The sequence below is a fragment of the Cryocola sp. 340MFSha3.1 genome (assembly GCF_000383315.1).
In the GTDB taxonomy this organism is placed as follows: Bacteria; Actinomycetota; Actinomycetes; order Actinomycetales; family Microbacteriaceae; genus Leifsonia.
Genome location: NZ_KB911087.1, coordinates 1558765 through 1580384 on the forward strand (window position 1 = coordinate 1558765; position 21620 = coordinate 1580384).

Below are 21620 nucleotides of genomic sequence, written 5' to 3' on the forward strand. Positions count from 1 at the left end.
AGGGACTCCCTCGGCCGGCACGCGCAGGGTGTGATGGAGGGGCACTCGATCGAAAGGAACATCCATATGCGTGGAGTCGTCATGCACGCCCCGCGGGACGTCCGGGTGGAGGACCGCGACGACCCGACCATCGAGCAGCCGACGGACGCTGTCATCCGCATCTCCGGCGCCTGCATCTGCGGATCGGATCTGTGGCCCTACCGCGGGACGGACCCGCTGGACGGGCCGACGCCGATGGGCCACGAGTACGTCGGTGTGGTGGAGGAGATCGGCGACGCCGTGACGACCGTGAAGGTCGGCGATGTCGTGGTCGGATCGTTCTTCGCCTCCGACGGCACGTGCGAGATCTGCCAGGCCGGCTACGAGTCGCACTGCGTGCACCGCGTCCCGATGGGATCGCTGGGCACGCAGGCGGAGCGCCTGCGCGTCCCGCTGGCCGACGGCACGCTCGTCGTCGTGCCGGGCGAGCCGGATGACCGCCAGCTGCGCGGACTGCTCGCCGCCTCCGACGTGCTCGGCACGGGATGGTTCGCCGCCGTCGCTGCGGAGGCCGGACCGGGCAAGACGGTCGCCGTCGTCGGTGACGGCGCGGTCGGGCTGCTCGGCGTCCTCGCCGCCCGGCGTCTCGGCGCGGAGCGGGTCATCGCGATGAGCCGTCACGCCGACCGGCAGGCGCTCGCCCGCCGCTTCGGCGCCACCGACATCGTCGAGGAGCGCGGCGACGAGGGCGTCGAGCGCATCAAGGAGCTCACCGACGGTCTCGGCGCGCACTCCACCATCGAGGCGGTCGGCACGCAGGAGTCGATGATGCAGGCCATCCGCGCCACGCGCGCCGGCGGCCACGTCGGCTATGTCGGGGTCTCGCACGACGTCGAGCTCCCCGGCCTGGAACTGTTCTTCTCCGGTGTGCATCTGCACGGCGGGCCGGCTCCCGTCCGGCACTTCCTCCCCGAGCTCGTCGGGCTGATCATGGACGGCGAGATCGACCCGGGTGCCGTCTTCGACCTCACCCTGCCGCTCGAGGACGCCGCGGAGGGCTACCGGGCGATGGATGAGCGGCGCGCCACCAAGGTCCTGCTCACCCTCTGAGCACGAACACCGAGGAAGGAACCACATGAACATCGAGCCACGGACCCCCACGGTCAAGAATCCGCCGGAGCAGTTCGCCGGCGACGTCTGGGTCGATCCGATCGCCGGGCCGCATGAGGCCGACCAGCGCATGACGGTCGCCCTCGTGCGCTTCGCGCCGGGCGCACGCACCGCGTGGCACAGCCACGCCCGCGGGCAGTACCTCCGGGTCACCGCCGGTGTGGCCCGGTTCGGCGACCGCGACGGGAACATCCTCGAGGTGCACCCCGGCGAGACCCTCTACACGCCGCCCGGCCAGGACCACTGGCACGCCGCCGCGCCGGGCTGCTTCATGGAGCACATCGCGATGCTGGAGTCGGCCGACGACCCGGCGGACACCACCACGTGGAAAGAGCACATCACCGACGACGAGTACGAGGGGCGGACAGCATGAGCGACGAGACGACCGGCTGGACCGGCGGCCAGCGCGCCTTCGGCGACTTCGCTCCCGGGCTCGTGCACTACACCGACCGCGTGCTCTTCGACGAGGTGTGGGAGCGTCCGGAGCTCTCGAAGCGCGACCGCAGCCTCGTCACAGTGGCCGCCCTGCTGGCCGGCGGCAACGCGGAGCAGCTGCGCTTCCACCTGGACTTCGCACGCGACAACGGCGTGACCGAGCAGGAGCTGATCGAGGCGATCACGCACCTCGCGTTCTACGCGGGCTGGCCGAAGGCGATGTCCGCCATGGCAATGGCCAAGGAGGTCTTCAGCCCAGCGGAGGACGGCAGGCCCTAGTCCGCCACCCTCACGATCGTCTTGCCGTTCCGCGAACCGCGGCCGGCGAACGCGGCGGGGGCGCCATCCAGCTCGACCACGTCGCCGATGAAGCTGCGCAACGCGCCGGCACGGACGCGGGCGACCAGCTGCTCCAGCTCGACGCGGCTCGGTTCCACGACGAAGAACAGTGCCGTGACGTCCGGCCGCTCCGACGCGGGCGGCGCGGCGATCGTGACGAACCGGCCGCCCGGCCGCACCAGCCCAAGGGCCCGGGCACCGACGTCGCCGCCGAGCACGTCGACGACCAGGTCCACGGATCCCGCCGCATCGAGCTCTTCCGTGTCCACGAACGAGTGGACACCCGCTTCCGTCGCACGATCGCGGTGACCCGCCCGCCCAGTGCCGATGACGACGGCTCCGGCCTCGCGCGCGAGCTGGACGACGAGTGACCCGACGCCTCCCGCGGCTCCGGTGACGAGCACCGTCTGTCCCGCCTGGATGCCGCCGTGCTGGAACAGCGCCTGCCAGGCGGTGAGACCGGAGATCGGGAGGCTCGCCGCGGTCACGAAGTCCACATCGGCAGGCAGCGGGGCCAGGTTCCTGGCCTCCACCGCGACGAACTCGGCCAGCGTTCCGTCGCGCGCCCAGTCGGCCAGCCCGAACACGCGCTGACCCACGGTCAGGCCGGTCGTGCCGTACCCGAGCCCGGTCACGACGCCCGCGAGCTCGTGCCCGGGGATGGCCGGGGTGCGGTCGTGGCCGGCCCGGTCCGTCCAGGTGGCCGGCCATCCCAGCTCGCCCGGGGTGAACCCGGCGGCGTGCACGCGGACGATGACATCGTTCTCGGCCGCGTGCGGCGCCGGGCGCTCCTCCACTCTCATTCCCGCGACTCCAGCGGCGGGATCGCTGACGGTGATCGCCTTCATGCCGGAAGGTTACTGCCCGACGGACCGCCGCTTGTTGTAGACGTCGAACGCGACCGCGGCGAGCAGGACCAGGCCCTTGATCAGCAGCTGGTAGTCGCTGTCGATACCCAGGATCGACATACCGTTGTTCAGCACGCCGATGATCAGACCACCGATGATGGCGCCGGTCACCGTGCCGATACCGCCCGTGACCGCCGCGCCACCGATGAAGACGGCGGAGATCGCATCCAGCTCGAACCCGTTGCCCGCGCTAGGGCTCGCCAGGTTCAGGCCCGCCGTGAACACGAGACCGGCGACGGCCGACAGCACGCCCATGTTGACGAACAGCAGGAAGGTGACCCGCTTGGTCTTGACGCCGGAGAGGGCGGCAGCGGCCAGGTTGCCGCCGATCGCGTAGATGTGACGGCCGAACACGGAGCGGTTCATGATCGCCGAGTAGCCGACGACCAGCACGGCCAGGATGATCAGCACGATCGGGGTGCCGTTGTAGCTGGCGAGCAGCACCGTCATCACGAGCACCAGGGCGATCAGGAAGACGAGCTTCACCACGAACCACCACAGCGGCTCGTCCTCGAGGTCGTACTTGCGCCGGACGGCGCGCTGGCGAAGCGACGACACCAGGATCGCGATGCTCGCGAGCAGACCGAGGACCATCGTCAGCGGCTCGTAGCCTGTGGTGCCGAACGCCGGCAGGAAGCCGGAACCGATCGCGCGGAACTCCTTCGGGAAGAACGAGATCTGCTGGTTTCCCAGAGCGATCTGCGCCGCGCCACGGAACGCGAGCATGCCGGCCAGGGTGACGATGAAGGCCGGGATGCCGAAGTAGGCGATCCAGAACCCCTGCCACGCTCCGACCAGGGCTCCGAGCACCAGGCAGAACACGATCGCGAGCGGCCACGGCAGGTGCCATTCGGAGATGAACACACCCGCCATCGCCCCGATGAACGCCACGACACTCCCCACCGACAGGTCGATGTGCCCGGCGATGATGACCATCACCATGCCGATCGCGAGGATGAGGATGTAGCTGTTCTGCACGATCAGGTTGGACACGTTGATCGGCGCGAGGGTGATGCCGCCCGTCGCGATCTGGAAGAAGATCACGATGGCGATCAGGGTGATGAACAGCCCGATCTGACGCAGCTGGCTGGTCAGGTAGCTGAGGGCTTTCGTGAGCGATTTCATGCGGTGTTCTTCTCGCGTTCCTGGGTCATGAATTGCATGAGGTATTCGGCGGTTGCCTTCTCGCGCGGGACGTCGGCGGTGATGCGGCCCTCGCTCAGGGTGTAGATGCGGTCGCAGATGCCGAGCAGCTCCGGCAGCTCGGAGGAGATGACGATGATGCCCTTCCCCTGGTCGGCGAGCCGGTCGATGATCGTGTAGATCTCGTACTTCGCGCCGACGTCGATGCCGCGGGTGGGCTCGTCGAGGATGAGCACATCCGGGTCGGCGTACATCCACTTCGACAGCACGACCTTCTGCTGGTTGCCGCCGGAGAGCTTCCCGGTGAGCGTCAGCACGTTCGGCGTCTTGATGTTCATCGTCCGGCGGTACTCCTCCGCCACCAGCGACTCCCGCTGGTCGTTGACGAACTTGAACCAGTTGACGAGCTTGTCGAGCGCGGCGATGGAGATGTTGCGCTGGATGTTGTCGATCAGATTGAGCCCGAAGTGCTTGCGGTCCTCGGTCGAGTAGGCGATGCCGTTCGCGATCGCCTTAGACACCGTGCTGACCGAGATCTGCTGGCCGCGCTTGTAGACGCGCCCGCTGATCCCGACCCCGTAGCTGCGGCCGAAGATGCTCATCGCGAGCTCGGTGCGCCCGGCGCCCATCAGGCCCGCGATGCCGACGATCTCGCCGGCGCGCACGTGGAAGCTGACGTTGTCGACCACCGTGCGGGTGCGGTCGAGCGGGTGATGCACGGTCCAGTCCTCGACCCGGAGCAGCTCCTCGCCGATGTGGGGCACGTGGTCGGGGAAGCGGCTCGCCACATCCCGGCCCACCATCCCCTTGATGATGCGCTCCTCGCTCGTGCCCTCTGTGCCCATCTCGAGCGTCTCGATCGTGCGGCCGTCGCGGATGATGGTCACCCGGTCGGCGATCGCCTTGATCTCGTTGAGCTTGTGGCTGATGATGATCGCCGTGATCCCGTGCGACTGGAGCTGACGGATCAGGTCGAGGAGGTGCGCGGAGTCCTCGTCGTTGAGCGCCGCGGTGGGCTCGTCGAGGATGAGGATCTTCACCTCCTTGGACAGCGCCTTGGCGATCTCGACCAGCTGCTGCTTGCCGACGCCGATGTCCTTGATCTTGGTGATCGGGTTGTCGTGGAGACCCACCCGGGCGAGCAGCTTGGCCGCCTCCAGGTTCGTCTCGTTCCAGTCGATGAACCCGTGCTTCTGCCGCTCGTTGCCGAGGTAGATGTTCTCGGCGATCGACAGGTAGGGCGACAGCGCCAGCTCCTGGTGGATGATGACGATGCCGGCCGCTTCGGAGTCGTTGATCGACCGGAACTCGACGGGCTCGCCGTTCATGACGATCTCGCCCTCGAAGGTCCCGTGCGGGTACACCCCCGAGAGGACCTTCATGAGCGTGGACTTGCCTGCGCCGTTCTCGCCGCAGATCGCGTGGACGGATCCCTCCTCGACGCTGATCGAGACATCCTGCAGCGCCTTGACGCCGGGGAAGGACTTCGAGATGTTGCGCATCTCGAGAATCGTGTTGGCCATGGTCTCCCTTGCTTGGCGAAATGAGGCCCGGGCCGGCGGCGTTGTCACCGACCGGCCCGGACCGTCAGGCCGGACCTACTGAAGGTCGGACTCCTTGTAGTAGCCGCTGTCGACCAGGATCTCCTTGTAGTTGTCCTTGGTGACGACGACCGGCTGGAACAGGTAGCTCGGGACGACCTTGACCTTGTTGTCGTAGCTCTTGGTGTCGTTCACCTCGGGCTTCTTGCCGGAGAGCAGGTCGTTGGCCATCTTGGCGGCCTCGTTCGCCAGCTTGCGGGTGTCCTTGTAGATCGTCGAGTACTGCGTCCCCGCGATGATCTGCTTCACGCTGGCGACCTCGGCGTCCTGACCGGTGATGATCGGGAGCTTCTTGCCGCCGGACCCGTAGCCGGCGCCCTCGAGCGCGCTCAGGATGCCGTCGGAGAGACCGTCGTAGGGCGATAGCACGCCCTGCACCTCGGTGCCGGTGGAGTACGACTTGGCGATGAGGTCCTGCATGCGTGCCTTGGCCGTCGCCGGGTCCCAGCGCAGGATCGCGACCTGGTTGAAGTTGGTCTGCCCGCTCTTGACGACCAGGGTGCCGTCGGCGATGTACGGCTTCAGGGTGTCCATCGCGCCGTTGTAGAAGAAGGTCGCGTTGTTGTCGTCGGGGCTTCCGGCGAAGACCTCGATGTTGAACGGGCCCTTCTGCCCGGTCGGCTTGCCGTCCTTGTCGAGGACTCCGAGGCCGGTGAGGAGCGAGTTGGCCTGGTAGACGCCGACCTTGTAGTTGTCGAACGACACGTAATAGTCGACGTTCTTGTCGCCGGTGAGCAGTCGGTCGTACGAGATGACCTTGATGCCCGCCTTGGCGGCCGCGTCGAGCTGGTCGGTGAGCGAGCCACCGTCGATGGAGGCGATGATGAGCACCTTGGCGCCCTTGGTGATCATCGTGTTGACCTGCTGCACCTGGGTCGGGATGTCGTTGTTGGCGTACTCGAGGTCGACCTTGTAGCCGTTCTTCTGCAGGTCCGACTTGACCGCATTGCCGTCCGCGATCCAGCGTTCGGACACCTTCGTCGGCATCGCGACGCCGACCAGCGCGCCCTTGTTGTCGGTGCTCGACCCTGTTCCGCCGCCGCGGCCTCCGGTGCACGCGGCGAGCGCGACGGCGATGCCGAGCGCGGCCGCAGCGAGTGCCACTTTCCTGAACTTCACTGTGATTCCTTTCGAGCGGTGAGGCGACCCGTGCGCCCACTGCGCACGAGCTCGCCGAGCTCGGAACTGTCACGCGCCCCCGTCGCAGCGTGCGACGGGGAGCTGCAGGAACGGCCGCTGCTGTGCGGCCCGATTGCTGCTGTCATGTGCGACTCCCTCGTCGTATGCTGGTCCGTACGCGATATATGTGACCGGTCCCAGAACGGGTTAGACGTTATGACCTGAGCCGGGCGTCAGTCAAGTGCTCCGCGGAAAAATATGATGAACACGTTCACCGAGCGTGGCAGCGCAGCCGCTCTCGCCGACGAGACAGGATGCATGGACAAGCACCCACCCGACGAGCAGCGCGCGCTCTCCATCCGGGACATCGCCCGGCTGGCCGGTGTGTCGCGTCAGACCGTGTCCCGGGTGCTGAACGGCGAGCGCTACATCAAGGCCTCCACCGAGGCGCAGGTGCGGAAGGTCATCGAGGAGCACTCCTGGCGGCCGAACAGCGCGGCGCGGGCGCTGGCCACCTCCCGCTCGAAGACGATCGGGCTGCTGGTCTCCGCCCGCTCGCACTACGGACCGTTCAGCGCGGCCGCGGCGATCGATGAGGCGGCGCGCGCACGCGGCTACGCCATCCTCTCGGCCACCCTCGCCCGCGAGGACGACGCCGCGATCTCGGAGGCGCTCGACGCGTTCGCGGCGCAGGGCGTGGACGGCGTCGTCGTGATCGCGCCGCAGCAGCGCGCCCACGAGGCGCTCCAGCGGGTGGCCGTGCGGGTTCCCTTCGTGAGCATGCACTGGAAGGACGACAGCGACGGCCGTGTCGCGGCATTCGACCAGGAGGCGGGAGCACGGCTCGCGACACGGCACCTGATCGAGCTCGGCCACACCCGGATCCGGCATCTCGCCGGCCCGCAGGACTGGAACGAGGCAGAGGACCGCATGAACGGCTTCCTCGCCGAGCTCTCCGACCACGACCTGCCGGCGACCGCGCCGGTCCTCGGCGACTGGACAGCCGACCTGGGCTACGAGGTCGGACTGAAGCTGCTCGACCATCCCGACTTCACGGCGGTGTTCGCCTCCAACGACCAGATGGCGCTGGGCCTCATGCACGCCGCCGCCGACCTCGGGCTCGCCATCCCGGGCGACCTCAGCATCGTCGGCTTCGACGACATCCCGGAGGCGAAGCACTTCGCACCGCCGCTGACGACCATCCGCCAGGACTTCGCCTGGCTCGGCGCGCACGCGATCGACGTGCTGGTCACGCAGATCGAGGGAGGGGATGCGTCGACGATCGCGGCGGAGTACCCGATCCCGCAGTTGGTGGTCCGGCAGAGCACCGCGCCGCCGCGTGTGCCCGGCTGACACGGAATCGGCGTACCGTTGCCGGAGTGCGAGAGTTCGTAGCGCCGCCGACGGCGCACGCGGGTGCGCCCGCGGGTGCGCCTCACCATCCGCGCGCGCTGGCGGCCGCCGCCCTCGCCGCACTCGGCGTCGTGTTCGGCGACATCGGCACGAGCCCGCTGTACGCGCTGAAGACGGTGTTCCTGCTCGACGGCGGTGCGGTGCGTCCCAACCAGGACGACGTCTTCGGGGTGATCTCGCTGATGTTCTGGAGCATCACCATCATCGTGTCGATCAAGTACCTCGGCATCCTGATGCGCGCCGACAACGACGGCGAGGGCGGGGTCATGGCGCTGGCCGCCCTGGCGCAGCGGCTCTACGCGAGCCGGGCGGGCAAGGCAGGCATCCTGCTCGTGATCGGCATCGTCGGGGTGTCGCTGTTCTACGGCGACTCGATCATCACGCCGGCGATCTCGGTGCTGTCGGCCGTCGAAGGTCTTCACGTCACCATCCCGGCGATCTCGCATCTGGTCATCCCGATCGCCGCGGTGATCATCGTCGTCCTGTTCGCCGTCCAGCGGTTCGGGACAGGCAAGGTCGGCGTGCTGTTCGGGCCGGTCATGGTGCTCTGGTTCGTCGTGATGGCGGTGGCCGGCGTCGTGATGGTGGTGCAGTATCCGGCTGTCCTCCTCGGCCTGTCGCCCACCTACGCCGTCGTCTTCATCGTCTCCCACCCGACCATCTCGTTCATCGCTCTGGGTGCGGTGGTGCTCGTGATCACCGGCGCGGAGGCCCTCTACGCCGACATGGGCCACTTCGGCCGCTCCCCCATCCGGAGGGCCTGGTTCGTGCTCGTCTTCCCCGCGCTGACGCTCAACTACCTGGGGCAGGCCGCGCTGATCCTCCACGACCCCGCCGCGCGCAGCAATCCGTTCTTCCTGCTCTTCCCCGAGTGGAGCAGGCTGCCCGTCGTCATCCTGGCCACGGCAGCGACCGTGATCGCGAGCCAGGCCGTCATCTCGGGCGCCTACTCGCTGTCGCGGCAGGCCGTCCAGCTCGGGTTGCTCCCGCCGCTCACGATCCGGCAGACGTCGGAGCGCGAGGGCGGCCAGATTTACCTGCCGGCAGTCAACATCCTGCTCTTCATCGGCGTGATGGCCGTCATGCTCGCGTTCGGATCGTCCGACCGGCTGTCCACCGCGTACGGGATCTCGGTCACGGGCGCGCTGGTCGTCGACACCCTGCTGCTGCTCCTCGTCGCCAAGCCGCTCTGGAACTGGGCGCCGTGGAAGATGATCCTCGCCGCCGTTGCGTTCGGCGGACTCGAACTCGCGTTCCTCGCCGGCAACCTCTCCAAGATCATCAACGGCGGGTGGGTGCCGCTGCTCATCGCTGCGGCCGTCATCCTGGTGATGACGACGTGGCGCCGCGGACGCCAGCTGGTGCAGCAGGACCGCAAGCGCAAGGAGGGGTCGCTCTCCGAGTTCATCGACAACCTGCGCGAGCAGAACCTCCCCCGGGTGCCCGGCGTCGCCGTGTTCCCGCACCCCAACAAGGACACGACCCCGCTCGCTCTGCGGGCTAACGTCAAGCACAACCACGTCCTCCACGAGCACGTGATCATCGTGTCGATCAGCACGGCGCAGGTGCCGCACGTGCCCACCTCGGAGGCGTTCACGTACGACGACCTCGGGTACGCCGACGACGGCATCGAGCACCTCAGCATCCGGTTCGGCTTCTCGGACAAGCCGGACATCCCCCGCGCGCTGCGTGCCGCGTGCCGCGCGGGCGCACTGCCGCTCGATCCCTCGGACTTCCCGCGTGCGTCGTACTTCATCTCGCGGGGCGCCATCCGCACCACCCGGACCAAGGGGATGGTGCGGTGGCGCCGATCGCTGTTCGTCGCGCTGGCGCACAACGCCGCCGACCCCGCCGCCCGATTCGGGCTGCCGCCGCTCCGGACGGTGACGATGGGCAGCGACGTCGAGATCTGAGCCGCGATTCGTGCCGAATGTGCGTTTAGCGGGCGCGAAAGCGCACATTCGGCACGAATCTGCCCGACGGGAAGGGTGCGACTAGGCCGCGGCCTCTGAGCGCGACTCCGCGAGGCCCTGCGCGAGCGGCGTCGTCGGGCGGCCGATCAGGTCGGCCAGCGTGCTGCGCACGTCGGCCAGCTCCCCGTCGCGGATGTTGCCGTCGAGCGCGACGACGAAGCCGGCCGTGCCCTCGTCGAGTCCCGCCTCGGTGAGGATGCGCGTGTGCTCCTCCGGCGAGACCGACCGGTAGACGACCTCACGTCCCACCAGCTCGCCGATCGTGGACGCCAGCTCGTCGAACGTCCAGGCGGAGTCGCCGCTCAGCTCGTAGACCGCATCCTCGTGGCTCGGGGTCATCAGCACGACGGCCGCGGCCTCCGCGTAGTCCTTGCGGGAGGCGCTCGCGACCCGTCCGTCGCCCGCGCTGCCGACGATCTCGCCGGTCGCGGCGGCCTGGTCGATCAGGCCGGTGTAGTTCTCGGTGTACCAGTTGTTGCGGAGGATCGTCACGGGCAGCGACGACGCGGTGAGCAGCTCCTCGGTCGCCTTGTGTTCCGGCGCCAGCACGAGCGCCCCGTCGGTCGCGTGCGGTGCGCTCGTGTAGACGAGCCGGCCGACGCCCGCGGCCTCGGCGGCCTCGATCGCGTTGCGGTGCTGCTGCACCCGCTTGCCCACCTCCGAGCCGGACACGATCAGCACGGCGTCCGCACCGGCGAAGGCCTCCGTGAGCGTCTCGGGCTTCTCGAAGTCGATGACGGCGGTCTGGACGCCCCGCGCTGCGAGCGGGGCGAGCCGCTCGGCGGAACGGCCGGCCGCGCGGATGTCGGAGGCGGCGACGCCGCGGGCGAGCAGGGAGTCGACGGTGAGGCGGCCGAGGTGGCCGGTGGCGCCGGTGACGACGATGGTCATGATGGATTCCTTTCGATCGGACATCGGAGGCAACTCATCTCCGCGTCCATTACTTCCCCATCGCAGGTACCCACTTTTTGGTAAGTTACTGACGTGGACACCAGTCTTGCGTCACTCAACGGCTTCGGCTTCACCGACGGCGTGCTCCCGTCGGCGTGCCCCACCCGGATCGTCCTCAACCACGTCACCAGCACCTGGGGTGTGCTGGTGCTCGTGGCGCTCTCGCAGAGCGACCTCCGCTGGGGCGAGCTGCGCCGAACGGTGCAGGGCATCAGCGAGAAGATGCTGGCGCAGACGCTCCGCACCCTCGAGGCCGACGGCTTCGTGCTCCGCACGGCGCAGCCGACCATCCCGCCGCGGGTGGACTACAGCCTCACCGCCCGCGGGCACGAGCTGACCGAGCACCTGCTGCCCCTGATGTCGTGGATCGCGGCGAACGCCGACGACATCCTCGCCGATGAGGAAGCCCAGCAGCCCCAGCAGGCGTGATCCCGGCGACACTCGGTACGGTCAGCGGGTGCACAGCCGCTGCGTGATGAACAACACCGCCCGGTCGACGGCTTCTTCCGCCTCATCGAGCATCCCCACGAAGGCCGGGAACACGTGGGGGACGTCCGCGACCACATCGAGGATCACGTCGACGTCCGCCTCCCGCGCCCGGTCGGCGAGCCGCACGGAGTCGTCGAGCAGCAGCTCGTTGGTGCCGACCTGCAGCAGCATCGGCGGGAACCCGCTCAGGTCGCCGAGGATCGCGGGGGCGAGCAGCGGCTGGTGCGGATCCTGACCGTCGAGGTAGAGCTCGCCGGTGCGGCGCATCCCTTCGGCGGTGAAGAAGGGATCGATCCCCTCCTTCGTCGTCATCGACTCTCCGGAGCGCGTGTGGTCGAGCCCCGGCGAGAAGGCGACGATGCCCGCGGGGACCAGGAGACCCGCATCCCGCGCCGCGAGGGTCGTCGTGACGGCCAGTCCTCCGCCCGCGGAGTCGCCGGCCAGTACGATCGACGCGGCCTCGGCGCCGTCGTCCAGCAGGGCCCGATAGGCGGCCAGGCAGTCGTCGATCGCCGCGGGGAAGGGGTGCTCGGGCGCGAGCCGGTAGTCGAGGGAGAGCGCCCGCACCCCGGTCCGCTCGACCAGATGCGCCGTCAGCGCCATCGCCGTCTCCGGCGAGCCGAGCGAGAACGAGCCTCCGTGGAAGTAGATGATCGTGCCGGCACGCTGCCCCGTCGACGGCTCTACGAGAACCGCCGGTCGGCCGGCCACCTCGGTGGGAGTCCGGCGGACGGAGGAGGGGATGGGGAACTGGCTCATCAGCCGGGCGAAGCCCTCTCGCATGCTCTCGACCGAGGCCGGTCCGTCCGGCTGCGGCGCCTCCCGCAACTGCCGGTCGAGTGCTCGTCGCTGTTCCCTGCTCATGTTCTCTCCTCGTCGCCAACTACTTGCCGCGGCATGTATCTCATAGAATGTATGCCGTGGCAACTAAAAGTGCAACCGATGGCCTCGTCCGGCTGTTCGACGACCTGGTCCGGTGCGAGACGCGGCTGTACAACGCGATCGGCGAGACACTGCGCCGAGAGCACGGGATCGCGACCTCGCAATACGAGTTCCTCCGCTACTTCCGCGACCACCCCGGCTCCCGCATCGCGGATATCGCCACGAACTTCGCCGCGGGGATCGGCGCGATCAGCAAAGGTGTCGACCGCCTCGAAGCCCGCGGCTGGGTCACCCGCCATCCGAATCCGGCGGACGGGCGCTCCTCCCTGGTCAGCCTCACGCCCGCGGGTGCGGACCTCGTCGCCGAAGCCGAGAGCACGTTCCGCGAGCGCCTCGCCGAACTCGTGTCCCCCGAGATGACGCCGTCGGACATCGATGCGATGGGCCCGGTCCTCGCGCGGCTCCGCACCGCTCTGGAGGGCGGCCGGGTCGGACTGCCCGTCGGCTAGCCGAGCAGGTCAGCCCGCGCCGCGATCGACCGGCGCGCCGTCAGGTGAGCGGTGCCAGCCAGGCGGCCGTCAGCGCCGCGATCTGAGCCTCATCGGCGTCCTTCAGCGGCGCGAGCTCCAGGAAGTGGCGGGCGATGGTGACGCCGAGGATGCTCGACACGATCGCCGCCGCGCGCAGCTCGGCGTCGTCACCCGAGAACGTGCGGGCCAGGTTCTCGGTGCGCTCCTGGAGATACTCGCGCATCACCGCAGCCGCCTCGGCGGAGGTGAGCATCGACCGCATGAGCGCTTTGGTCGCAGGCGACAGGTCCGTCAACCGGGCCTCGAGCACCTCCGCCAGGTGGGCCGGCACCCCTTCGGCCGTGAGATCGGCGGCCGGGCGGACGGCGAGCGCGAACAGCCCCTGCTTGGAGCCGTAGTGCTGCAGCACCAGGGACGGATCCACGCCGGCCCGTCGCGCGATGCCCCGGATGGTCGCTCCTTCTGCGCCATGCGCACCGAACTCGGCCCGCGCGGCGTCGAGGATCCGGGCGGCGGTCGCGGCGCGGCGTTCGGCGCGCGAGGGGGAGGCGTCCATGCATTCACTCTACAGCTGGTGAGCGAATGTGATACGGTCACTCAACAGTCGATGAGCGAATCGCTCTGAGCGCCCGGACTTTCGAGAACACAGACAGGAGATTCCATGAGCGGGACCACGCAGGCCACGACCCCGGGTCTGGTCGGCATCGAGGAGCACTGGACCTTCGACGGTATCGACGCGGCACTGCGCGCGCAGCCGCCCGGAGTCCGCGACGAAAGCCTCGCGCTCAACGACCACGGCGGTGCGCGAGGCCGGCTCGCCGACGTGGACGCCGAGAGGATCGCGACGATGGATGCGCAGGGCGTCGCGCTGCAGGTGCTGTCGCTGGCGCCGCCCGGAGCACAGGGCCTCTCGCGGGCGGATGCCGCGGTGCTCAGCCGCGAGGCCAACGACACTGCGGCCTCGATCGTGAGCGCGCATCCCGGCCGGTTCCGGGCGATGGCGACGCTGCCGCTGGCCGACCCCGCGAGCGCGGCCGGGGAGCTCGAACGGGCATCCGCACTCGGCCTCACCGGCGCGATGGTCCACGGCCGCGCCGGCGACATCCTGCTCGACGACCCCCGCTTCGACGACCTCTGGGCGGTCGCGGCCCGGCTGCGGCAGCCGATCTTCATCCACCCGCAGATCCCGCCGACCACCGTGCGTGCCGCGAGCTACAGCGGCTTCAGCGACATCGCCGACCTCGCCCTCGCCACTTTCGGGTGGGGCTGGCACCTCGAAGCGGGCACGGCGGCCCTCCGGCTGATGACCCGCGGCGTGCTCGATCGGCACACCGACCTGCAGCTCGTTCTCGGCCACTGGGGCGAACTGCTCCTGTTCTGGCACCAGCGGGCGGACGGCCTCGCCCGCGCCGCCGGACTCGAGCGATCGATCACCGAGTACCTGCAGCAGAACGTCTGGATCACGGCATCCGGGATGCTGGACCCGGCCATGCTCCACCATGCGCTCGCGGTGACGACGCCGGACCGCATCCTGTTCTCCACCGACTACCCGTTCCAGCTTCCGACCCGCGACGAGATCGAAGTCTTCCTCGATGCGTTGCCCGACGAGACCGCTCGGGACGCGTTCGCATCCGGCAACGCGAGAACCCTGTTCGGCATCGGATGACACCCGCTGTCGCATAGGGTGACCCCGTGACCAGCCAGAGCCTCGACCACCTGCGCACGTTCGTGACGGTGTGGCGGACCGGCTCGCTGACCCGCGCCGCCGACCTGCTGGGCATTTCGCAGCCGACCGTCTCCGCGCACATCCATGCGCTGGAGCGGTCGCTCGGATACGCCGTCTTCACCCGGGGGCCGGCCGGCGTCTCGGCCACACCCAAAGGCAGCGAGCTGGCCCGCGAGGTGGCCGCGCATCTCGACGCGATCGAGGATGCCACCGCCGGGTCCGCCGCGCCCGGCCCGCTGCGTCGATCGGTGCACATCGGCGGCGCTGCCGACATCCTCTCCCTGCTGGTCCTGCCGCGCATCGCCGAGGCGCGGGACGAGGTGGATGCGACCCTGCGGTTCGTGTTCGGCCTCGCCGACGACCTGCTCGACCAGCTGGCCGCTCGATCCCTCGACATCGTCGTGAGCGCGGTGCCCCCGCGCCGTCGCGGCATCACCAGCGTTCCCGTGTACGACGAGGAGTTCGTGCTCGTGGCAGCGCCGCGGTGGACGGGCACGACACTCGACGAGGTGCCCGTGGTCGCGTACGCCGAGAACCTGCCGATCATCCGCCGGTACTGGCGCAGCGAGTTCGGGAAGCGGCCGGAACCCGCGACGATCGCGGCGATCATCCCGGATCTCCGCGGCATCCGCTTGGCCGTGCTCGCCGGCGCCGGCCTCTCCGTCCTCCCCCGCTACCTCGTGGAGGGCGATCTGGCTCAGGGATCGCTGGTCGCCCTCCACTCCCCCGAGGTGCCGCCGCTCAACACGCTGTACCTGGCGACGCGCGGTCGAGAGTCGGAGAGGGATGCGCAACTCGGCGCAGCGGCGGAGTTCCTCCGCCGCTGCCTGCGCTGACCATCCCAAGATTTCCGATGCCCGGGTGCGGTCGCACCGATCGGGAGCGACCGTTGCGGCCCGCGACAATCGGGGAGTCGAAAGGACCCCCATGTCGAACATCCTGATGGTCGTGACCGCGGCCGACTCCTTGACCCTCGCGGACGGCTCCGCGCATCCCACCGGCTTCTGGGCCGAAGAGCTGGTCGTCGCGCACCGCGACCTGGCGGCGGCGGGGCACACGATCACCGTCGCGACGCCCGGCGGCCGCATCCCGACCGTCGACCCCGGATCGCTCACGGTCGAGATCGTCGGCGACCAGGCGAAGGTCGACGACTTCCGCGCCTACCTCTCCCAGATCGCGGACGAGCTGGCGCATCCTCTCGCGCTCGACTCGGCGGTCGCCGCCGGCTACGACGCGGTCGTGCTGCCGGGCGGCCACGGCCCGATGGCGGACCTGGCGTTCGATGCCGCGCTCGGCTCCCTCCTGACCGAGGCGGATGCGCGCGGGACGCTGATCGCGCCCTTCTGCCACGGACCCGCCGGCCTGCTCAGCGCCGTCGATGCGTCCGGCGCGTTCGCCTTCGCCGGTCGGCGCCTGACGGTCTTCACGGACGAGGAGGAGCGCACGGGCGGTCTGGGCGAGAACACCCCCTGGCTCGTCGCCTCCACCCAGCGCGAGCGCGGTGCGCTCGTCGAGGACGGCGACGCGTGGACCTCGCACGTCGTTCGGGACGGCAATCTGATCAGCGGCCAGAACCCGCAGTCGAGCGAGGCGGTCGCGAAGGCGCTGGTGGAGGCGCTCGCCTCCTGACACGCGCATGCTGACACGCGCATGCTGGCGGCGCGGTGCCGCGGGTGCATCGCATCCGCGGTACCGTTGCTCCGCACCCCCGCCGATCAGGAGCCCGCCGCATGACCTTCGTCGCCGATCCCGCCCGCTACGACTCCATGCCCTACCGGCGCGCCGGCCGCAGCGGGCTGCTGCTGCCCCCGCTGTCGCTGGGGCTGTGGCAGAACTTCGGGAGCACGCGCTCCTTCGAGACGCAGCGCGCGATCGTGCTGCGGGCCTTCGACGCCGGGATCACGCACTTCGACCTGGCGAACAACTACGGTCCTCCCCCCGGCGCCGCCGAGGAGGTGTTCGGCCGCATCCTCGCCACCGATCTAAAGGCCCACCGGGACGAGATCGTCGTCTCCACCAAAGCCGGTTACCTGATGTGGCCCGGCCCGTACGGCGACCACGGATCGCGCAAGTACCTCCTGTCGTCGCTCGACCAGAGCCTCACGCGCCTCGGACTCGACTACGTCGACGTCTTTTACCACCACCGGCCCGACCTCGAGACACCGCTCGATGAGTCGATGGGCGCCCTCACCACCGCCGTCGAGCAGGGCAAGGCCCTCTACCCCGCCATCTCGAACTACGGCGCAGAACGCACCACTGCTGCGGCCGCCCTGCTGGCCGGCGCCGGCACCCCGTTGCTGCTGCACCAGCCGCGCTACTCCCTCTTCGACCGTTCGCCCGAAAACGGCGTGCTGGATGCGGTCGAGCAGGCGGGCGCCGCGGCCATCGTGTTCTCGCCGCTCGCCCAGGGCCTCCTGACCGACCGCTACCTGGGCGGAGTACCGGAGGGATCGCGCGCGGTCACCAGCGCCTTCCTCCACGAATCCGACCTCACCGAGGACGTCCTCACTCGGGTGCGCGCCCTCAACGACATCGCCGCCGGGCGTGGCCAGACGCTCGCCCAGCTCGCCCTGCAGTGGGTGCTCCGCAGCCCGGTCGTCGTCTCGGCGATCATCGGTGCGAGCAGCGTGCAGCAGCTGGAGCAGAACCTCGGCGCGCTCGACGGGCCGGAGCTGACGGACGACGTGCTCACCGTGATCGACGCGGCGCTGGGCTGAGGAAGCGGCGGCTCACGCCTCGGCGGCCACCGGCGTCTCCGCGGCCACCGGGGTCGCGTCGGCAGCGTCCGCGGCGGCCGGCGCCGGCGGCGTCGACTCGCGCTGGATGACGCGGAACGGCACCGCGATCTCCTCCGGCTGGAGGGTGTCGGCGTCCTCCTCGATTCGCCGCACGAGCAGTTCGACGGCCCGGCGGGCGATCTCGTCGCGTCCGGGGTCGATGGTCGAGAGGGTCGGCATCGAGTAGTGCGTCTCGTCGATGTCGTCGAAGCCGATGAGGGCGACGTCGTCGGGGACGCGGAGACCCGCCTCCTGAAGCACGCGGAGCGCGCCCAGCGCGAGGGTGTCATTGAAGGCGACGACCGCGTCGAACTCGAGGCCAGTCTCCAGGAACGCGCGCATGGCGCGCGCGCCGTCGGCACGGTGCCAGGTGCCGGCGGGGACGACGAAGCGCTCGTCGTAGGCGACGCCCGCAGTCTCCAGCGCCTCGCGGTACCCCGCGAGCCGCAGTCCGGCCGAGCCGATCACCTCCCCGGGGTGCGCGCCGATCGCGAGCACCCGACGGCGGCCGCCGGCCAGCACCAGCTCGGTGGCGGCACGGGAGCCCTCGACGTTCTGCATGGTCACGTGGCCCTTCGGACCGTTGAAGATCCGCTCGCCGAGCAGCACCATCGGCGTGTTCACCTCGGCGATGGCGTCACGGTCCGACTCGTCCAGGCCGAGCACGCTGTACAGGATGCCGTCGACCATGCGACCGCTCCGGTTGCGCAGCACGGACAGCTCGCTGGCGCGGTCGTTTCCGAACTGCTCGATCAGCACCGACAGCCCCCGCTCGCGCGCAGCCCGCATCACCGAGTCCGCGAGCTCAGCGAAGTACGCGTTCCGCAGCTCCGGAATGAGGAGGCTGATCACGTTGGTCCGCCCGGACCGCAGGCTGCGCGCCGACAGATTGGGCGTGTAGTCCAGCTCTGCGATGGCCGCGAGGACGCGCTGACGTGTGCTGTCCCGAACGTACGGGTAGTCGTTGATGACGTTCGAGACGGTCTTGATCGACACCCCGGCAAGCCGGCTCACGTCGTGCAGCGTCGCTGCCATTCGTCCTCCTGGTGGGCTGTCGTCCCACTGTACAACGTTGGATATCCGGAGGGCGATGGCCGCGGCGGCCTCGGTTCGAGGGGCTACGCGGAGTACACCGTTCGCCCGGCGACGATGGTCTGAACGACCCGGGCGCTCAGCAGCGACGCGGGCTCCTCCGCGAACACGTCCGCGTCGAGCACCACGACGTCCGCCGCGTGGCCCGGCGCGATCCGCCCGCGCCAGGAGCCGTCTCCGACGGAGGCGGCGGCATCCCTCGTGGCGTGGGCGACGGCGCGCTCGAGAGGCAGCGCGTACTGCGGCTGCACCGCGCCGACCGAGGGCACCAGGGCAGACGCGCGCGTGGCGGCGACGTACATGTTGGCCAGCGCGTCGTGCGGCGCCGTCGGCGAGTCCGTCGAGAACGCGAGAAGCGCTCCGGAATCCTCGTACTCCGGCCACGGGAAGGCGCGTTCGACCCTGTCGTCGCCGAGCATCTGCATCCAGTTGTCGAAGATCGCCGGGTCGGCGTGGACGGGCTGCATCGACGCCGTGACACCGAGGCGCGCCATCCGCTCGGCCGTCCCGGGTGCGGCGTACTCCAGGTGTTCGATGCGGTGACGTCGCGGGAGCTCGCCGTTCTCGGCTACCGCGCGCTCCAGCGCGTCGAGCGCGATCTGGCTCGCGTAGTCGCCGATCGCGTGCTGCGCGATCTGCAGCCCGGCGGCGTCGGCCGCGACCACGACCGGCGTCAGGCGCTCCAGCGGCCAGATCGGATCGGCGTTCGAGCCGTTCGCGTACGGCTGGCGCATCGCGGCCGTGCAGGCATCGATCACGCCGTCGAGGATCAGCTTGATCCCGATCACGCGCAGCCAGGGAGTGGCTGGCTCGGCCGCCACGCGTGCGGCCTCCGCGACCTGCGCGAGGTTCTGCTCGTCGTCGCCGGTGTTGGTCACGAGCCAGTGCGCGGCGATGCGGATCGGCAGCTCCCCTCCGCGGCGGTCCTGCGCACGCCGGAGGGCCTCCAGCCCGTAGGCGTCCATCGCCATGTCGACGGCGCCCGTCACTCCGGCAGCGGCGTAGGCGGCGAGGGTCCGCTCCACCTGGGCGTCCCGGTCGGCGTCCGTGGTCGCGGCGTCCCGCTGCGCCCAGGCGTACTGGGTCGCTGCCGTCTCGAGGAGCAGACCCGTCGGCTCTCCGTCGGCGTCGCGCACGATCTCGCCGCCGATCGGATCGGGCGTCTCGCGGGTGATGCCGACCTCGGCCAGCGCCGCCGTGTTGAGCCAGCAGGAGTGGTAGTCGTTCGCATCCAGGTAGACCGGGATATCGCGCACCGCCGCGTCGATCATGCCGGCGGTGGGCGCTCCCCCGGGCACCGCGTCGAACAGCCAGCCGCGCCCGCGCAGCACCGTCGCACCGGGGTCCGCCTCCCGCGCTTCGCGCAGCAGCGACTGGATGCCGTCGAGGTCGCGGGCACCGGTCAGGTACACCTGGCCGAGGGCGGCGCCCATCATCAGCAGGTGCGTGTGCGCATCCGTGAACCCCGGCAGGACGACGCGGCCGCCGAGCTCGACGACACGGTCGGCCGGCGGGGTGGCGTCGCCATCGCGCCCGACCCAGACGATCCGGTCGCCGGTGACGGCGAAGGCGTCCGCCCAGGCGGAGCGCGGGTCCGCGTCCGCGGTGAAGACGCGGGCGTCGCGGTACAGGGTGGTCTCGGCGGGGTCGGTCACGGCCGTCCCTCCTTCCCGAGCCGAGTGCGGCTCAACAGGGCGTACACGGTGGCAGCGACGATCATCCCGAGCGGCACCGAGAGATCGATGTGGCCGATCGACGCGGCGATCGGACCGCTCCACACGTCGGTCGACAGGCAGACGGCCGTGACGAAGCCGCCCAGGACGAGCGCCGCCACGCCCGGGATGCTCCACCCGCCCGTGAACCAGAACGCCGCGCCGCGCCGGGTGTCGAACAGATCGACGCTGTCGTACACGTATCGGCGCCGAAGCACGTCGACCACGAAGATCGCCATGGCGGGGCCGGACACGATCACGAGGAACTGCAGCATGAGGTTGGCGGCCTGGAGCAGGCTCGACGAGAGCACCAGGTAGATGGTCAGCGCCGTCCCGACCACGCCCACGATGATGGCGGCCGGGATGCGCTTGAGCCGGAATCCGATCGCCTGCAGCGCCATGCTCGAGGTGTAGGTGGTCATGGCGTTCAGTGCGATCGTGTTGAGGACGACCCCGATGACGAGCACCGGCCCGAGCCACTCCGGCAGCAGGTCGAAGAGCGCGACGTCGATGCCGGCGTCGAACGCACTCGCCTTCAACCCGGTGGCCAGCAGCACACCGACGCCGGTGAACACGATGAACGGCAGCGCGCCGCCCAGCGCGGTCGCGGCGGCGATGTTCGCGGGCCGGGTCGTGCGCGGCAGGTAGCGCGCGATGTCGGGGCTGTTGATGAACGACAGCGGCGTGGACGCGAGGATCGTGAAGCCGATCGAGACGGCCGACCACAGCTCCACTCCCCCGAGCGGCTCGGGCGCGGTGTACTGCCAGTCCACGGTCGGGAGGATGAAGCCCGACACCACGATGAAGATGACGAACAGCACGATCGCGAGGATCGGATAGATCCGGAGGATCAGCCCGTGTCCGAAGATCGCCACCAGGATGGTCACCGCCGAGACCACGATCGTGACGCCGATCGGCACCCACACCGGGTCGTCCAGGCCGACCCGGCGCAGCAGGTCGGCGCCCATGAAGGAGGACGCGAGCCACGTCAGCGACAGGAAGACCGCGCCGATGAACCAGCCGACGAAGGCGACGAAGAGCTTGTTGCCGAGGATGCCGTACATCGCGCGCGTCACGACCGAACCGGAGGTTCCGGCGGCGGGCCCGCTCGCCGCGATGATCCCGGGGAAGACCCAGAGCAGGGAGGCGGCGACGATGACCGCGATCGCCTGCCAGATCTCGAGCCCGAGCAGGATGAGGGTCGCGCCGATGGTGAAGTTCAGGATGCTCACGCCGGGGGCGGCCCAGACGAAGAAGAGGTCCCGGGCGCTCCCGTGCCGCTCGGCGTCGCCGATGACCTCGATGCCGCGGGTCTCCGGCTGCGTGGAGGCGTCGACGAACTGCTCCTCGCGGGCTTGCGTTCCGGACATGATGCCTCTTT

21 protein-coding genes are annotated in these 21620 nt (G+C 69.8%); 11 read left to right on the forward strand and 10 right to left on the reverse strand.

Going from position 1 to position 21620, the window contains the following annotated elements; all coding sequences use genetic code 11:
- Positions 1 to 66: 66 nt before the first annotated feature.
- From H284_RS0107355 to H284_RS0107365, 3 genes are read left to right on the forward strand one after another with little or no spacing between them, the layout of a single operon-like run.
- Positions 67 to 1089 (forward strand): zinc-dependent alcohol dehydrogenase family protein, encoded by a 1023-nt coding sequence (locus tag H284_RS0107355; protein ID WP_020075720.1) that lies wholly within the window; start codon positions 67 to 69, stop codon positions 1087 to 1089.
- 25 nt (positions 1090 to 1114) lie between these two features.
- Positions 1115 to 1522 carry a (R)-mandelonitrile lyase gene (locus tag H284_RS0107360; RefSeq protein ID WP_020075721.1) on the forward strand — a complete coding sequence of 136 codons (408 nt, stop codon included), beginning with the start codon at positions 1115 to 1117 and terminating at the stop codon, positions 1520 to 1522.
- Positions 1519 to 1863: a carboxymuconolactone decarboxylase family protein gene (locus H284_RS0107365; RefSeq protein ID WP_020075722.1), complete on the forward strand. Its 345-nt coding sequence runs from the start codon at positions 1519 to 1521 to the stop codon at positions 1861 to 1863. The genes H284_RS0107360 and H284_RS0107365 overlap by 4 nt, the downstream gene beginning before the upstream one ends.
- On the opposite strand, the gene H284_RS0107370 is transcribed toward H284_RS0107365, so the two are convergent.
- From H284_RS0107370 to chvE, 4 genes are all read right to left on the reverse strand, one after another.
- A complete protein-coding gene (locus H284_RS0107370; RefSeq protein WP_029042852.1) occupies positions 1860 to 2771 on the reverse strand; it encodes an NADP-dependent oxidoreductase in 912 nt (303 codons plus the stop codon). The genes H284_RS0107365 and H284_RS0107370 overlap by 4 nt on opposite strands.
- Positions 2772 to 2780: 9 nt before the next feature.
- A complete protein-coding gene (mmsB, locus tag H284_RS0107375) occupies positions 2781 to 3956 on the reverse strand; it encodes a multiple monosaccharide ABC transporter permease (protein WP_020075724.1) in 1176 nt (391 codons plus the stop codon).
- Positions 3953 to 5497, reverse strand: coding sequence for a multiple monosaccharide ABC transporter ATP-binding protein (gene mmsA, locus H284_RS0107380; protein ID WP_018189647.1), 1545 nt, complete (start codon positions 5495 to 5497; stop codon positions 3953 to 3955). Before mmsA ends, mmsB begins: the two co-directional genes overlap by 4 nt.
- A gap of 75 nt (positions 5498 to 5572) precedes the next feature.
- On the reverse strand, positions 5573 to 6694 hold the full coding sequence (gene chvE, locus H284_RS0107385) for a multiple monosaccharide ABC transporter substrate-binding protein (RefSeq protein WP_029042853.1): 1122 nt from the start codon (positions 6692 to 6694) through the stop codon (positions 5573 to 5575).
- 318 nt (positions 6695 to 7012) lie between these two features.
- Between chvE and H284_RS0107390 the strand changes: the two genes are divergently transcribed.
- Together H284_RS0107390 and H284_RS0107395 are read left to right on the forward strand one after the other, a co-directional pair.
- On the forward strand, positions 7013 to 8047 hold the full coding sequence (locus H284_RS0107390; RefSeq protein ID WP_026307036.1) for a LacI family DNA-binding transcriptional regulator: 1035 nt from the start codon (positions 7013 to 7015) through the stop codon (positions 8045 to 8047).
- Between the two features lie 26 nt (positions 8048 to 8073).
- On the forward strand, positions 8074 to 10020 hold the full coding sequence (locus H284_RS0107395; RefSeq protein ID WP_020075725.1) for a potassium transporter Kup: 1947 nt from the start codon (positions 8074 to 8076) through the stop codon (positions 10018 to 10020).
- Between the two features lie 81 nt (positions 10021 to 10101).
- On the opposite strand, the gene H284_RS0107400 is transcribed toward H284_RS0107395, so the two are convergent.
- Entirely contained in the window at positions 10102 to 10971 is an 870-nt protein-coding gene (locus H284_RS0107400; protein ID WP_018189643.1) for an SDR family oxidoreductase, read from the reverse strand.
- A gap of 93 nt (positions 10972 to 11064) precedes the next feature.
- Between H284_RS0107400 and H284_RS0107405 the strand changes: the two genes are divergently transcribed.
- The gene (locus tag H284_RS0107405) at positions 11065 to 11460 is read left to right on the forward strand and encodes a winged helix-turn-helix transcriptional regulator (RefSeq protein ID WP_020075726.1); all 396 of its coding nucleotides are present in this window, start codon (positions 11065 to 11067) and stop codon (positions 11458 to 11460) included.
- A 21-nt stretch (positions 11461 to 11481) separates the two neighbouring features.
- On the opposite strand, the gene H284_RS0107410 is transcribed toward H284_RS0107405, so the two are convergent.
- The gene (locus H284_RS0107410; RefSeq protein ID WP_020075727.1) at positions 11482 to 12384 is read right to left on the reverse strand and encodes an alpha/beta hydrolase; all 903 of its coding nucleotides are present in this window, start codon (positions 12382 to 12384) and stop codon (positions 11482 to 11484) included.
- Between the two features lie 47 nt (positions 12385 to 12431).
- Here H284_RS0107410 and H284_RS0107415 point away from each other — a divergent pair, with 47 nt between their 5' ends.
- On the forward strand, positions 12432 to 12911 hold the full coding sequence (locus H284_RS0107415; RefSeq protein ID WP_231371110.1) for a MarR family winged helix-turn-helix transcriptional regulator: 480 nt from the start codon (positions 12432 to 12434) through the stop codon (positions 12909 to 12911).
- 40 nt (positions 12912 to 12951) lie between these two features.
- On the opposite strand, the gene H284_RS0107420 is transcribed toward H284_RS0107415, so the two are convergent.
- Positions 12952 to 13488 carry a TetR/AcrR family transcriptional regulator gene (locus H284_RS0107420; protein ID WP_020075729.1) on the reverse strand — a complete coding sequence of 179 codons (537 nt, stop codon included), beginning with the start codon at positions 13486 to 13488 and terminating at the stop codon, positions 12952 to 12954.
- Between the two features lie 105 nt (positions 13489 to 13593).
- Between H284_RS0107420 and H284_RS0107425 the strand changes: the two genes are divergently transcribed.
- From H284_RS0107425 to H284_RS0107440, 4 genes are all read left to right on the forward strand, one after another.
- Complete coding sequence (locus H284_RS0107425) at positions 13594 to 14598, forward strand: amidohydrolase family protein (protein ID WP_020075730.1); 1005 nt, start codon at positions 13594 to 13596, stop codon at positions 14596 to 14598.
- A 26-nt stretch (positions 14599 to 14624) separates the two neighbouring features.
- Positions 14625 to 15494, forward strand: coding sequence for a LysR family transcriptional regulator (locus tag H284_RS0107430; protein WP_020075731.1), 870 nt, complete (start codon positions 14625 to 14627; stop codon positions 15492 to 15494).
- A gap of 91 nt (positions 15495 to 15585) precedes the next feature.
- The gene (locus tag H284_RS0107435) at positions 15586 to 16287 is read left to right on the forward strand and encodes a type 1 glutamine amidotransferase domain-containing protein (RefSeq protein WP_020075732.1); all 702 of its coding nucleotides are present in this window, start codon (positions 15586 to 15588) and stop codon (positions 16285 to 16287) included.
- Between the two features lie 101 nt (positions 16288 to 16388).
- Positions 16389 to 17375 carry an aldo/keto reductase gene (locus H284_RS0107440; protein WP_020075733.1) on the forward strand — a complete coding sequence of 329 codons (987 nt, stop codon included), beginning with the start codon at positions 16389 to 16391 and terminating at the stop codon, positions 17373 to 17375.
- A 12-nt stretch (positions 17376 to 17387) separates the two neighbouring features.
- Here the strand turns inward: H284_RS0107440 and H284_RS0107445 are convergent, their stop codons facing one another.
- The 3 genes from H284_RS0107445 to H284_RS0107455 form a co-directional block, all read right to left on the reverse strand.
- Positions 17388 to 18470: a LacI family DNA-binding transcriptional regulator gene (locus H284_RS0107445; RefSeq protein ID WP_020075734.1), complete on the reverse strand. Its 1083-nt coding sequence runs from the start codon at positions 18468 to 18470 to the stop codon at positions 17388 to 17390.
- Between the two features lie 83 nt (positions 18471 to 18553).
- Positions 18554 to 20182 (reverse strand): amidohydrolase, encoded by a 1629-nt coding sequence (locus H284_RS0107450; protein ID WP_020075735.1) that lies wholly within the window; start codon positions 20180 to 20182, stop codon positions 18554 to 18556.
- On the reverse strand, positions 20179 to 21609 hold the full coding sequence (locus H284_RS0107455; RefSeq protein ID WP_020075736.1) for a purine-cytosine permease family protein: 1431 nt from the start codon (positions 21607 to 21609) through the stop codon (positions 20179 to 20181). The genes H284_RS0107450 and H284_RS0107455 overlap by 4 nt, the downstream gene beginning before the upstream one ends.
- Positions 21610 to 21620: the final 11 nt, after the last annotated feature.

Excerpts from the sequence above, each read along its gene's own strand:
- mmsA (WP_018189647.1), bottom strand. The coding sequence starts at position 5,497 with ATGGCCAACACGATTCTCGAGATGCGCAACATCTCGAAGTCCTTCCCC.
- H284_RS0107455 (WP_020075736.1), bottom strand. The coding sequence starts at position 21,609 with ATGTCCGGAACGCAAGCCCGCGAGGAGCAGTTCGTCGACGCCTCCACG.
- H284_RS0107390 (WP_026307036.1), top strand. The coding sequence starts at position 7,013 with ATGGACAAGCACCCACCCGACGAGCAGCGCGCGCTCTCCATCCGGGAC.
- H284_RS0107420 (WP_020075729.1), bottom strand. The coding sequence starts at position 13,488 with ATGGACGCCTCCCCCTCGCGCGCCGAACGCCGCGCCGCGACCGCCGCC.
- H284_RS0107370 (WP_029042852.1), bottom strand. The coding sequence starts at position 2,771 with ATGAAGGCGATCACCGTCAGCGATCCCGCCGCTGGAGTCGCGGGAATG.
- H284_RS0107360 (WP_020075721.1), top strand. The coding sequence starts at position 1,115 with ATGAACATCGAGCCACGGACCCCCACGGTCAAGAATCCGCCGGAGCAG.
- H284_RS0107440 (WP_020075733.1), top strand. The coding sequence starts at position 16,389 with ATGACCTTCGTCGCCGATCCCGCCCGCTACGACTCCATGCCCTACCGG.
- H284_RS0107400 (WP_018189643.1), bottom strand. The coding sequence starts at position 10,971 with ATGACCATCGTCGTCACCGGCGCCACCGGCCACCTCGGCCGCCTCACC.
- H284_RS0107415 (WP_231371110.1), top strand. The coding sequence starts at position 12,432 with ATGTATGCCGTGGCAACTAAAAGTGCAACCGATGGCCTCGTCCGGCTG.
- H284_RS0107410 (WP_020075727.1), bottom strand. The coding sequence starts at position 12,384 with ATGAGCAGGGAACAGCGACGAGCACTCGACCGGCAGTTGCGGGAGGCG.
- H284_RS0107365 (WP_020075722.1), top strand. The coding sequence starts at position 1,519 with ATGAGCGACGAGACGACCGGCTGGACCGGCGGCCAGCGCGCCTTCGGC.
- H284_RS0107425 (WP_020075730.1), top strand. The coding sequence starts at position 13,594 with ATGAGCGGGACCACGCAGGCCACGACCCCGGGTCTGGTCGGCATCGAG.
- H284_RS0107435 (WP_020075732.1), top strand. The coding sequence starts at position 15,586 with ATGTCGAACATCCTGATGGTCGTGACCGCGGCCGACTCCTTGACCCTC.
- H284_RS0107355 (WP_020075720.1), top strand. The coding sequence starts at position 67 with ATGCGTGGAGTCGTCATGCACGCCCCGCGGGACGTCCGGGTGGAGGAC.
- mmsB (WP_020075724.1), bottom strand. The coding sequence starts at position 3,956 with ATGAAATCGCTCACGAAAGCCCTCAGCTACCTGACCAGCCAGCTGCGT.
- H284_RS0107445 (WP_020075734.1), bottom strand. The coding sequence starts at position 18,470 with ATGGCAGCGACGCTGCACGACGTGAGCCGGCTTGCCGGGGTGTCGATC.